The sequence below is a fragment of the Pseudomonas sp. NPDC088890 genome (genome assembly GCF_044900155.1).
In the GTDB taxonomy this organism is placed as follows: Bacteria; Pseudomonadota; Gammaproteobacteria; order Pseudomonadales; family Pseudomonadaceae; genus Aquipseudomonas; species Aquipseudomonas urmiensis.
The window spans coordinates 260,839-273,375 of record NZ_JBJDNG010000002.1 but is presented as its reverse complement, the minus strand read 5'-3'; the positions used below and the strand labels follow the sequence as shown (position 1 = coordinate 273,375).

9 protein-coding genes are annotated in these 12,537 nt (G+C 62.8%); 2 read left to right on the top strand and 7 right to left on the bottom strand.

Annotated elements, in window-relative coordinates; genetic code table 11:
• Positions 1-2: 2 nt before the first annotated feature.
• Complete coding sequence (locus ACI2JX_RS06115) at positions 3-674, bottom strand: TetR/AcrR family transcriptional regulator (RefSeq protein ID WP_264236013.1); 672 nt, start codon at positions 672-674, stop codon at positions 3-5.
• A gap of 222 nt (positions 675-896) precedes the next feature.
• Positions 897-2,804: a 3-dehydroshikimate dehydratase QuiC gene (quiC, locus tag ACI2JX_RS06110; protein ID WP_368973536.1), complete on the bottom strand. Its 1,908-nt coding sequence runs from the start codon at positions 2,802-2,804 to the stop codon at positions 897-899.
• A gap of 505 nt (positions 2,805-3,309) precedes the next feature.
• Between quiC and ACI2JX_RS06105 the strand changes: the two genes are divergently transcribed.
• Positions 3,310-4,683: an MFS transporter gene (locus tag ACI2JX_RS06105; RefSeq protein ID WP_404689637.1), complete on the top strand. Its 1,374-nt coding sequence runs from the start codon at positions 3,310-3,312 to the stop codon at positions 4,681-4,683.
• A 35-nt stretch (positions 4,684-4,718) separates the two neighbouring features.
• Here the strand turns inward: ACI2JX_RS06105 and ACI2JX_RS06100 are convergent, their stop codons facing one another.
• From ACI2JX_RS06100 to ACI2JX_RS06080, 5 genes are all read right to left on the bottom strand, one after another.
• Positions 4,719-6,131, bottom strand: a complete 1,413-nt coding sequence (locus tag ACI2JX_RS06100; protein ID WP_404689636.1) for a DOPA decarboxylase — start codon at positions 6,129-6,131, stop codon at positions 4,719-4,721.
• 189 nt (positions 6,132-6,320) lie between these two features.
• Positions 6,321-7,265, bottom strand: a complete 945-nt coding sequence (locus ACI2JX_RS06095; protein WP_404689635.1) for a LysR family transcriptional regulator — start codon at positions 7,263-7,265, stop codon at positions 6,321-6,323.
• Positions 7,266-7,375: 110 nt separating this feature from the next.
• Positions 7,376-8,089 carry a YebC/PmpR family DNA-binding transcriptional regulator gene (locus tag ACI2JX_RS06090; protein ID WP_186553576.1) on the bottom strand — a complete coding sequence of 238 codons (714 nt, stop codon included), beginning with the start codon at positions 8,087-8,089 and terminating at the stop codon, positions 7,376-7,378.
• A 110-nt stretch (positions 8,090-8,199) separates the two neighbouring features.
• Positions 8,200-9,591, bottom strand: a complete 1,392-nt coding sequence (locus ACI2JX_RS06085; protein WP_404689634.1) for an FAD-dependent oxidoreductase — start codon at positions 9,589-9,591, stop codon at positions 8,200-8,202.
• A gap of 14 nt (positions 9,592-9,605) precedes the next feature.
• Positions 9,606-10,922, bottom strand: coding sequence for an MFS transporter (locus ACI2JX_RS06080; RefSeq protein ID WP_404689633.1), 1,317 nt, complete (start codon positions 10,920-10,922; stop codon positions 9,606-9,608).
• Positions 10,923-11,182: 260 nt separating this feature from the next.
• Between ACI2JX_RS06080 and ACI2JX_RS06075 the strand changes: the two genes are divergently transcribed.
• The gene (locus tag ACI2JX_RS06075) at positions 11,183-12,052 is read left to right on the top strand and encodes a LysR substrate-binding domain-containing protein (RefSeq protein WP_186553579.1); all 870 of its coding nucleotides are present in this window, start codon (positions 11,183-11,185) and stop codon (positions 12,050-12,052) included.
• Positions 12,053-12,537 lie beyond the last annotated feature (485 nt).

The following is a 12,537-nucleotide window of genomic DNA, read 5'->3' as shown; positions in this document are numbered from 1 at the left end:
GGTCAGGCGCGGATGTAGTTGATCACCGCCTCGCAGATCATCTGCTTGTGGCGCTGCTTGACCTGCTCATCGGACAGGTCGATCTGGAAGATATCGCTGAAGGTATGGCGGTTGGAAACCCGATAGAAGCAGAACGAGCTCATCAGCATGTGCAGGTCGATGACCTCGATGCCCGCACGGAACACCCCTTCCTCGACACCGCGTTGCAAGGTCCTGGCCAGCGCCTGCAAGACCAGACTGCTCATTTCGCGAATGGCCGGGGTTTGCTTGACGTATTCGCCGTAGTGAATGTTCTCGGTGCAGACGATGCGCACAAAATCGACGTTGCGATCATGGTGATCGAAGGTGAATTCGACCAGTCGGCGAATCGCTTGCTCGGCCGGCAATGCCTCCATGTCGAGGTTTTGCTCGGTTTTGCGGATGTCTCCATAGAGCTTGACCAGGCACTCGACGTACAGCTGCTCCTTGCTGCCGAAGTAGTAGTAGATCATGCGCTTGGAGGTGGCGGTGCGCTCGGCGATGGCGTCGACCCGGGCGCCGGCCAGGCCTTGCTGGACGAACTCGCTGATGGCGGCCTGGAGGATGTCCTCGCGGGTCTTCTCAGGGTTGTTCTTGCGCGCCTTGCGCCCCCCTTCGATGGCAGGCTCGCCGAGGCTGACTACAGAATCACTCATACCCACTCACAGGCTGTTTATTGGAATAAGGCAGGGATTATCCGTGAGTGGGACGTACCAGGGAAGCGCGCTGTTGGTCGAGTGGTCAGGATCTTAGAGTGCCAGTGCCGGCCTGTTCGCGAACAAGCCCGCACACATGTCCCTGCACACCGCAAGCTGTGTGACCGACTCGGTCCCTGTGGGAGCGGGCTTGCCCGCGAACGAGCCAACGCGCAGCGGGCCTTAAAGCACCGGTCTACGCGCCGCCCCGCTGCGCGCCTTGGCCATCGCCGCCAAGCGTACCGCGACGTTGGCCGCGCCGTATCCGGCGTAACCACCCTTGCGCTGGATGATCTCGAAGAAGAAGCGGTCCTCGAACGGCTCGGTGTAAACGTGGAAAAACTCGCCGCCCTGGGCATCACGGTCGTACAGCACGTTGTAATACGCCAGCTCGCTGAGAAACTCATCGTCAAAATCAAAGCGTGCGGCCAGGTCGTCGTAGTAGTTCAGCGGAATCTCCAGCAACGGCACCCCTGCTTCTTTGGCGCGCGCTACTTCGCGGAAGATGTCCGCACAATCGAAAGCGATGTGGTGCACGCCCGAGCCACGATAATTCGACAGTGCGTGGGCGATGGCGGTGTTGCGGTTCTCGGAAATGTTCAGCGGCAAACGCAGGCTGCCGCACTGGCTGCGCAACGCCCGGCTCTTGACCAAGCCATAGGGGTCGGGCAGCACCACCTCGTCATCGGCGGCGAAGTCGAACAGGCTCTTGTAGAACAGCACCCAGCTGTCCAGCGACTCGGCTGGCAACGCCAAGGCCATGTGATCGATACGCTGCAGGCCACCGGTGGCCTCATTGCCAGGATCAAGACGGAAATCACTGTCATAGATGGTCTGCCCCGCACCGGCCTGCTCCACCAGGTAGATCAGGCTGCCATCCGGCGCCCGCACAGCAGGAATCTCTCGCTCGTTAGGGCCGACCAGGCCGCGGAACGGCTGGCCCCGGTAGGCAGTAGCCCGCTGCAATGCCGCCTGGCCATCCTTGACCCGCAGCGCGGTGGCACACAGCGAAGGGCCGTGGGCTTCGAAAAAGTTATGCGCGAACGAATAAGGCTCGGCATTGAGCACGATGTTGATATCGCCCTGGCGCAGCAAGCGTACGCCCTTGCTGCGGTGCGCCCCGGCCTCGGCAAAGCCCAGGCGCTTGAGCCAGCCACCCAGACGCGCACCGACCGCTTCGTCGACGGCAAATTCAAGGAACTCAACGCCATCATAGGCACTGGCCGCAGGCGGGGCGAACAGCACACCGGGCTCTACCGCTCGCGCCTCGCGCTCCAGTTGCAGACGGGTCTTTTCTTCCAGATAGAGCAATGAACGTAGGCCATCGGCGGCGTTCTGCCGGGTCGGCGCGGCGCGGAAGCCATCGTTGAAGATCTCTAGCGACAACGGCCCGCGATAACCCGTCGCCAGGATCGGCGCAAGGAACCCCGCCAGGTCCATTTCACCTTGCCCCGGGAAGCAACGGAAATGCCGGCTCCATTCCAGCACGTCCATGGCCAGGATCGGCGCATCGGCCATCTGCACGAAGAAGATCTTGTCGCCAGGAATTTCGCCGATCGCGCTAGGGTCGCCCTTGAGCGACAAGGTGTGAAAGCTGTCGAGGATCACCCCAAGCGCCGGATGATCAGCCTGGCGGACCAGGTTCCACACTTGCTGATAGGTGTTGACGTGACGGCCCCAGGCCAGGGCTTCGTAGCCAATGCGCAAACCCCGTGCGCCTGCGTGTTCGGCCAGCAGGCGCAGGTCATCTACCAGCAGCTGTTCATCGCCCAGGGCATCGGCCTGGACGTTGCTGCACACCAGCACCAGGTCGGTACCCAGCTCCTGCATCAGGTCGAACTTGCGTTCGGCGCGGTCGAGGTTTTTCTGTAATCGATCTCGACGGCAGCCTTCGAAGTCGCGAAACGGCTGAAACAGGGTGATGGCGATACCCAGGTCGGCACACATCTGGCGGATCTCGCGCGGGCTGCCGGCGTAGTAAAGCAGATCGTTTTCGAAGATCTCGACGCCGTCAAAGCCGGCTGCGGCGATGGCTTCGAGCTTTTCCGGCAGGGTGCCGCTCAAGGACACGGTGGCAATCGAACGCTGCATGCTGGAGTTCCTTGTTATTGGAGCGCAGCCAGGACAACTGCGCGAACACGACAAAGCCGAAAACCGCGGCGGGTTCCTGGCACGATCGATTATTCGCAGGTAAAGTCGGCTCAGCAATTCATTTTGTACGGAACAGTTAGTTTTTGTTCGATTACCGAACAAAAGCGGATTTTGCGAATTGATCAGCGCCCAGCACTGGGCAACCATGACTCGCAGTACAGGCGATCCACCGGCGCTCCCTGCCCTGCCGAACGTTCGGCGGATCCTGTCTTGACCAGCCCAGCGTCACAACATAATAAGTTCAATAAATCGGGTAACGACCTATGCACACCTCCCTCGCCCTGCGATCCGCACCTGCTCGTTCGTCCTGTCTACGCAGACCTCGTTTGCGATCGTGCGCCTTGCGCTGAAACCACTCCCAATACTGATCGCACAGTGCTTCACCGCGGCCTTCTGCCGTGCGCGTGGCACCGTCTGCAGACTTACAAGAACAACGGAGACAACGATGGCTCACTCTAGCTCCCAAGCCAAGAAAGCGACTGCCAGCGGGTGGATAGGCTCGGCTCTCGAGTACTACGACTTCTTCATCTACGCCCAGGCTGCGGCACTGATTTTCCCGCAGATCTTCTTCCCCTCAGTCGACCCGAAAATGGCCATCATCGCCTCGCTCGCGACCTACGGCGTCGGCTACCTGGCGCGCCCGGTGGGCGCCTTCGTGCTGGGTCACTGGGGTGATACCCGCGGACGCAAAAACGTCTTGTTGTTGTGCATGTTCCTCATGGGCCTGTCGACCATGGCCGTGGGCCTGCTGCCGACTTACCACGACATTGGCATCCTGGCGCCGATCATCCTGGTGCTGCTGCGCCTGGTGCAGGGCTTTGCCGTGGCTGGAGAAATCTCCGGGGCCAGTTCGATGATCATGGAGCATGCGCCGTTCGGTCGACGTGGCTACTACGCCAGCTACACCCTGCAGGGCGTGCAAGCCGGCCAGGTGATGGCAGCGGCGGTATTCCTGCCACTGGCCTACTTCATGCCTAGCGAAGCCTTCAACGAATGGGGCTGGCGGATTCCGTTCCTGATGAGTGCGCTGGTGCTGGTGGCCGGTTTCATCATCCGTAAGGAAGTGCACGAGACCCCTGCGTTCGTCCAGGAAGAGAAGCAGGACAAGGTGGCCAAGTCGCCGATCAGCGAAGCCTTCCGCCACAGCTGGAAGCACATGGTCCTGGTGATGTTCATGGCCCTGATGAACGTGATCCCGGTAGTTGCCACCATCTTTGGCGCAGCCTACGCGGTACAGCCGGCCTACGGCATCGGCTTCGACAAGAGCGTGTACCTGTGGATTCCGGTGGTGGGCAATATCGTCGCGGTCTTGGTGATTCCGTTCATCGGCAACCTCTCGGACAAGATCGGCCGCCGCCCGACCATGATTGCCGGGTGCCTGGGTTCGGGGCTGCTAGCGTTCGTCTATCTGTATGCGATCAGCATCCAGAACGTACCATTGGCGTTCGCCGCCTCGATCCTGATGTGGGGCATGGTCTACCAGGGTTACAACGCGGTGTTCCCAAGCTTCTACCCAGAGCTGTTCCACACCCGCTACCGGGTATCGGCCATGGCCATCGCGCAGAACGTCGGCACCATGCTCACCGCCATGCTGCCGGCACTGTTCGCTGCCATCGCGCCACCGGGTTCGGACAACATCTGGCTGGTGGTCGGTAGCCTGGCGTTCTTCATCACCTGCCTCTGCGCCTTTGCTGCGTACCTGGCGCCGGAGACTCATCGACTGGCGATGGAGGACCTGGGCAATCCCGAGGCCAAGCCAATGGAGAAAGCGGTGTACGAGGCTAGCCGCAAGAGCAGCCTGAACGTAGCGACCCACTAACCGAGTATTGGGGCCGCTTTGCGGCCCCAGCACTTTTAGCCACGAACAACTTCCTGCAAGTTGGCCCACAACCGCTCCACATCCCCCCGCTCGGTCGGCAACGCTCCCACCGACACCCGTACCATCCACTGTCCTTCCAGCGTTGCAGGTGTCACATAAGCCTGCCCCGAAGCATTGAGCCGCTCTGCCCAGGCCCGGGTATGCGCATCCAGTGCCTGCTGCTCCAAACCGCTAGGCCGATGGCGAATGCACAGCGTCTGCAATCGCACCGGCGCCAACACTTCCCACTCGGGCGCCTGCTGCACCTGCTCGGCCAGCCAACGGGCATTGTCCAGATCACGACGCAGACGCTGCTGCAAGGCCTCGACGCCTTCACTGCGCAGCATGAACCACAGTTTCAAGGCACGGAACCTGCGCCCCAACGGGATACCCCAATCGCGCAGGTTCTTCACTTCACCGTCGACCGACGATTGCAGGTAGCTTGGGTTGGTGCTCATCACCCTGATCAGGTGCTGCGGATCTCGCACGTAGTAGATCGAGCAGTCGAACGCTACACCCAGCCATTTGTGGGCGTTGACCACCACCGAATCGGCCAGCTCGATGCCGTCCCACATCCAGCGGCACTCCGGCAGGATCATTGCCGAGCCGGCCATCGCCGAATCCACATGCAGCCACAAGCTGTGGGCTTGGCTGATGGCACCAATCTCGGCCAGCGGATCGAGCGCGGTGGTGGTCGTGGTGCCCGTGGTCGCGACGACGGCGCACGGCTGGTTACCGGCGGCAAGGTCTTGCTCGATGGCCGCGCTGAGCGCCTCGGGTAGCATGGCGAAGCGCTCGTCGGTGGGGATCAGGCGGATATTCTCGCGACCAAAGCCTGCTAGCAGCGCCGCTTTATCCACCGAGCTGTGCGCATGGGCGCTGACGTAGATGATCAGTGGTTTGGCCTGGGCCTGCAGGCCACCGCGGGTCAGGGCAAAATCGCTGGCGCGCTCGCGGGCGCAGATCAACGCCACCAGGGTGCTGGTCGAGGCGGTGTCCTGGATCACCCCGCTCCACTGGCTCGACAGGCCCAGCAGCTGGCGCAGCCAGTCGAGGGTGGTCTCCTCCAGCTCGCTCAACGCCGGGCTCGATTGCCAGGACAGGCCCAGCACGCCAAGACCGGTGCTGAGGAAGTCGCCAAGTACTGACGACAGGGTGCCGTTGGAGGGGAAGTAGCCGTAGAAATCCGGGTGCTGCCAATGCGACAGGCCGGGCATGACCAGTTGGTTGACGTCATCAAGAATCGACTCGAAGGACTCGCCCTGTTGCGGCGCCGCGCTCGGCAAAGCGGCCTTGAGGTAACCGGGCTCGACCTGGGCCATGACCGGGCGTTCGCCGACGGTTTGGCGGTAGTCGGCAATCAGGTCGATCAGTTGGTGGCCATACTGGCGAAATTGTTCCGGGGTCACGCGCGGTCTCCTTGGCAGGCTGAATTAGCGTTGTCAGTGCCGGCCCTATCGCAGGCAAGCCCGCGCCTACAGACATTGCGCACATCCTGTAGGAGCGGGCTTGCCCGCGATAGGGCCGGCACTAACGCCACACTCAGCCCAGTCTAGGCCCCTGGCCGCACAGCAAGAACCCCACTTCGCGCATACCTCCTATGGCAAAAGCGCATGCCCGCCCTGTACCCCGAACTGCGACTGACGCCACAACTCGAACACCCGGTTACGTAACCAGCGGTGCTCGGCCGACGCCTGCAGGCGCTGATGCCAGACCACCCAGTAGCGCTGGGTGTGGTCAACGAAACCCAATGGCCGCCACGCCAGTTCATGCAACCGGCACAGCTGCCGGGCAATATGTTCGGGCACCGTGGCCAGTGCCTGGCTGTTGGCGATCACCTGCACAGTGGCGGAAAAGAACGGCACCTCCAGGCTGATCCGCCGCTGCAAGCCTTGGCCACGCAGGTGCCGGTCGATGAAGCTGTCCTTGTCACCGCCGCCGGAAATGCGCACATGCTTGAAGCTCAGGTAAGCGTCTTGATCGAGCACCTGCTGCGCCGCCAGTGGATGGTCGCGACGCATCAGGCACACCGCCCGGTCTTCGCCCAACAGGCGCCCATGCAGGTTGGCCGGCGACTCATCGAACAAGGTCGTCGCCAGGTCGATCTCACCACTGGCGAGCAAGGCGTATTGCCCGGCCTGCCAGGTCCGGTACTCCAGCGACACGCCCGGCGCCTCGCGCTCCAGCGCCGCCACCAGCAGCGGCAGCATGTGCTCGGCGACGTAGTCCGAAGCAGCCAGGCAAAAGCGCCGCTCGCAGCGGGCCGGATCGAAGGTGACCGGCTGGCGCAAGGCGTTGAGCTCTTCAAGCACCTGGCGCAGTGGTTCGACCAGTGCCTGGGCGTATTCGCTGAGCACATAACCGCGCCCCTGGCGTACCAGCAGGGGGTCATCGAAGGCTTCGCGCAGATGGGCGAGTTGGCGGCTCAGGGCCGATTGGCTACAGCCCAGGCGCTCGGCGGCGTGGCTGAGGTTTTTCAGCAGCAGCAGGCAATCGAGGGTGCGCAGGTGGGCCAGGCTGAGGGAGGCGAAGGTGGGGTTCATGAAGCAGCTCTGGGCGGTGTTCGCAAAAGATCAATCGCGGGACAAGCCCACTCCTACTGTAGGAGCGGGCTTGTCCCGCGATTGGGCCGCAACGCGGACCCGAGCACAGATCAGTCAGTCAGACCGACATAGACGTTCTGCACGTCTTCGTTCTCGTCGATCGCCGCCAGGAACGCTTCAACCTCTTCCAGCGCCTCAGCACTCAGGCTAGCGGCGCTGACCGGGTTCTTCGGCGTGTAGCCGATCTTCGCCGAGGTCACGGTGAAGCCTTGCTCAGGCAGGGCCTTTTGCACGGCATCCAGGTCGGTGGTGTCGGTGATGAACAGGGTCGAGCCCTCTTCTTCGCCTTCCTCGAAGTCCTGGGCACCGGCTTCGATAGCGGCCATTTCCGGATCCGAATCAGGGTTGACCGGGGTCGCCTCGATCAGGCCGACATGGTTGAAGTCCCAGGCCACCGAACCACTGGCACCCAGCTGGCCTTTACGGAACAGCACGCGGATCTGGGCAACGGTGCGGTTGACGTTGTCGGTCAGGCACTCGACGATCAGCGGTACCTGATGCGGGGCGAAGCCTTCGTAGGTGACTGCGGTGTACTGCACCGCATCGCCATCCAGGCCTGCACCCTTGCGAATGGCCCGCTCCAGGGTCTCGCGGGTCATCGAGGCTTTCTTGGCCTGCTCCACTGCCAGGCGCAGGCGCGGGTTCATGTCCGGATCAGCGCCCGACTTGGCCGCGATCTGAATTTCCTTGGCCAGCTTGCCCATGATCTTGCCTTTGGCGTTGGCTGCGGCTTCTTTATGTTTGGCTTTCCACTGTGCGCCCATGTCGACTCTCTTTGTTTCAGGCGGCCGGTTCAGGAAGCGACCGGCCAAAGTGGGTGCAGTTTATACGCCCTCGCTGCGATGAGCGACAAGAGCTTGTTGTGCCAGTGCCATCAGGCTTTATCAGCCTTACCTGCCGCTGCGGCAAATCGCGCCAGGCGCACATCCAGATGGCGCGGGCGCAGGCCACGGTCCTCGGCGCGCTCTTTGCGGCGGATAGCGTTGCGCACCATCAGCGAGCCCAGGTAACGGATGGGTTCTGGCGGGAACAAACCCAGCGGCCCCTTGACCAGCGGCGAGCGGGTCCACGGGTTGTCCAGCTCCAACGCCAGAGACGACAAGATCTGCCCGCCCATATGACAAGGCCCAACACCGCTGCCGGAGTAGCCAAAGCCATAAAACACGTTGCCTTGCCCGTCCAACCGGCCAAAGAACGGCAAGCCGGTCACCGAGCGATCCGACGGGCCATTCCAGCTGGCCGCCAGCGGCACCTGGGCCAGGGCCGGGAAGAACTCGCTGAGGCTTTCGCGCAGCACTGGCAGGTAAGGCGACGGCTGGTCGAACACCGGCAGCATGCGCCCGCCATAGGCGAAGGTATTGCCACCCTTGCCAAGCATCAGCCGGCCATCGCTGGTGTTGTGGTAGTAGTGCACGAAAATCCGCGAATCGAGCACGCTGATCCCGCTGTCCAGGCCAATGTCACGCAACAGTTCAGGACACGGCTCGGTGATTACCATGTCGCTGGAAACAATCGCCACGCTGCGCTCGAACTGAGCAAATGCCCGGGCCATCCAGGCGTTAATGCCTAGCACCACCCGGTCAGCCTTGATCGTCCCGCCTTGGGTGCGCACTTGCACCGGTGCGCCGTGTTCCAGGCCAGTCATGGCGGTACCTTCATATATCCGCACACCACGCTGCAGCGCGACCCGGCGCAAGCCGCGCACCAACCGCCCCGGCTGAACGGTGGCGGCTGCCGGCGAGTACCAGCCCTCCAGGTGACGCGCCGAGCCAGCCAAGCGCTGCACCTGCTCCACTGCCAGGCGCTGGAACGAGTTGATGCCCTGCTGCGTCAGCGCAGCGATCACCGCATCGGTGCTGCCCATCTGCGCCTGGTTGCTGGCGGTGTAGAGAGTGCCATCCATGCGGAAGTCGCACTGGATGCCATTGCCCGCGCAATACTCGCCGATGGCGGCGATACTGCGCTCGGACTCCTGCACCAGGCGCACCGCCTCGGCCGTGCCGAACAACCGCTCCAGGGTGAAGTACTTGGCCGACCAGGACAGCGCGCAGCCGCCATTGCGACCACTGGCGCCGGCGCCGCAGATGTCGGCCTCGATCAGCAGCACATCCAGTTGCGGCGCCTGCTCCTTGAGCATCAGCGCAGTCCACAACCCGGTATAGCCACCGCCGACGATGCACACATCGCAACGCTGATCGCCTGTCAGCGGCGGACACAGCGCCTCGCTTTCCTGCTCCAGAGCCTGTTGCAGCCAGAACGGTCTCATCTACTCACTTTCCTTTAAGTACGCAGTGGCTTGATCGCCATGCTGGTATTGGGTGCCACATCGCTGGCCTGTTCGGCGCTGGCCGGGCGGCTGTTCCAGTGCGGCAGCAGGACCAGGGCGGAGAACAATGCGCAACCGGCGAAGACAATGAACACCGTGACACTGTCGAAATACCCCGGCAGCAGACCGCCAAGCACCGCCCCGACCGAGCCGCACCCATTGACGAAACCTGCGGCGGTGGCGCCGGCCTTGGCGCTGCCAAAATCAATGGCGGCGGCGCCGCTGATCATCGAGTCCGGGCCATACAGGGTCAGGCCCATGACGAACAGCAAGGCCACCACCAACACCACGCTGCCGCTGGTCATCGCCGCCATGAATGCCGCCAGGGTGACAGTCAGCAGCAACAAGCTGATCACGCAGGCCGGCATGCGCCGGGCGCCGAACAGTTTGTCCGAGGCCAGGCCGATCATGATCGGCCCCAGCAACCCGGCCAGCTCAAAGGCGGTGGGAATGATCGCCGCACCGACCTTGCCCACCGACGGCATCTGTTCGAAGACGATCACCGGCCCCCAGAGCAAAATGGCGTAGCGCGCAGGCTTCAACAAAAAGTACGCAATGCCCAGGGTCAGTACAGTGCGGTTGCGCAGGATCTCGCGCAGCGGCGCCCACACGCTGCACAGGTTCGAGCCCGGCGACATGCTTTGCGGCTCTGGCTCCACCGCAGGCAAGCCGACATCCTCAGGTTTGTTGCGCTGGAAGATGAAGAACAGCACCGCCACTGCGGCCACCACTGCGGCACTGGAGAAGAACGCCGCATGCCAGCTGCCGACCAAGGTATACGCCCACCAACCGGCGAATGGCGAGGCCACCAGGCCGCCGAAGGCGTAGCACGAGCTCCACAGCCCGAGCACCCGGCCGCGCTGGGAAGACGGGAAGAAACTACCGATGTTCTTGCACAGCCCCGCCCAGCCGGTGGACTGCGCCAGGCCTTGGATCAGCATGCAGGTGGCGAAGATCGGGAAGGTCGCGTAGCTGCCCATCACCACCGCCGCCGCGGCGGAAATCAGCAGCCCGCCGAGCACTACCACGCGCGGGCCGAAACGGTCGGCGAGCATGCCCCAGGTGAACTGCCCCACCGCATAGGCGGCCAGGTAGATTGCGTCGAGGTTGGCCATGGCGGCCTTGTCGAGCATGAAGCTTGGGTCTTCACCAATGCCAAGCTTGGCCACCGAAAAGGCCTTGCGGGTGAAGTAGAAGGCGGCGTAGGCCAGCCAGGTAATGGCGAAAATCTGGACACGCCAGCGTTTGATCGCCGCTAGGGATTGATTCATGTGAGTCTGACCTCTTGCTCAAGTGTGCCGGCAGAATGTGAAAAAACGCCTGTCTTGTTGTTGTGTTGCGCACTGCATGACGGTGGCCCGTCATGGGTCAGATGGCGCAGCAGTCTGGCGTGACCGCGTGCTGCCATGGCCGCTCAGGGCTGCTTGTGGCAGCGCCTTGGGGTTGAAGGGTATGGAAACAGGTGCTGACTGATAACGAAAATCGATTTATCGTATTTCACACATAAGCTCAGCTTGTTACTGGAGGCGGTATGTCGGTTTCCCAGGCTCAACTCAAGGCCTTTCATGCAGTCGCCGAGCACGGCAGCTTTACCCGCGCTGCGGAAAAACTGTTCCTGACCCAACCGGCGGTCTCCGATCAAGTGCGCAAACTGGAGGAGCGCTTCGGGGTGCTGTTGTTTCACCGCAACAAGCGTTCGGTGCAACTGACTGACCTGGGCGAGCGTTTGCTGGGCGTCACCCAACGGCTGTTCGCCTGCGAAGCCGAGGCGGTCGAGTTGCTGCAGGATTCCCGCGCCTTGCACACCGGCAGCCTGGTGCTGGCGGTGGATGCGCCTGTGCACGTGCTGCCGCAGATTGCTCGTTTCTGCCAGCGTTATCCGGGGATCCAGGTCAAGATCGAGACGGGCAACACCGACGAATCCCTGGCCCGCCTGTTCAGCTACCAGGCCGACCTCGCCCTGCTGGGGCGCGATGTCGACGACGAGCGCCTGTACTGCGTGCCGATGCGCCGCGACCCGATGGTGGCGTTTGTTTCGCACAACCATCCGTGGGCCAGCCGCGGCGCAATCAACCTGGCTGACCTGGATGACACGCCACTGGTGCTACGCGAACCCGGCTCAGTGACTCGCCAGACGCTGGAAGAGGAAATGCAGCGGGCTGGCTTGCGTATCCGCCCGGCGATCCAGGTAGAAGGCCGCGAGGCAGCGCGCGAGGCGGTGGTGGTGGGGATTGGCGTGGGTGTGGTTTCGGCGGCGGAGTTTGGCGCGGATGCACGGGTGTGCGCATTGCCGATCATTGATTGTCAGCGGCATCTGACGGAAACGCTGGTGTGCTTGAGTGAACAACGCACGCGGCGCGTAGTGGCGACTTTCCTGCAGATGGTTCAGGAAGATTTGTGATGCCCCCTCCGGCCCCTTCGCGGCGATTCGGCGCCCCGACAAGCCCGCGAAGAGGCATGACTGACCCAACACTGCCCGCTGCCACAACACCAACCCCTGTGGCAGCGGGCTGGCCCGCAAACAGGCCATGAATGCCCCAACACAGCCCGTTGCCACAAACCAATCCCTGTGGGAGCGGGCTTGCCCGCAAACAGGCCATGACTGCCCCAACACAGCCCGCTGCTACAACACCAATCCCTGTGGGAGCGGGCTTGCCCGCAGAGAGGCCATGACTGACCCAGCACAGCCCGCTGCTACAACACCAACCCCTGTGAGAGCGGGCTTGCCCGCGAAGAGGCCATGACTGACCCAGCACAGCCCGCTGCTACAACACCAATCCCTGTGGGAGCGGGCTTGCCCGCGAAGAGGCCATGACTGACCCAGCACAGCCCGCTGCTACAACACCAATCCCTGTGGGAGCGGGCTTGCCCGCGAAGAGGCCGTAC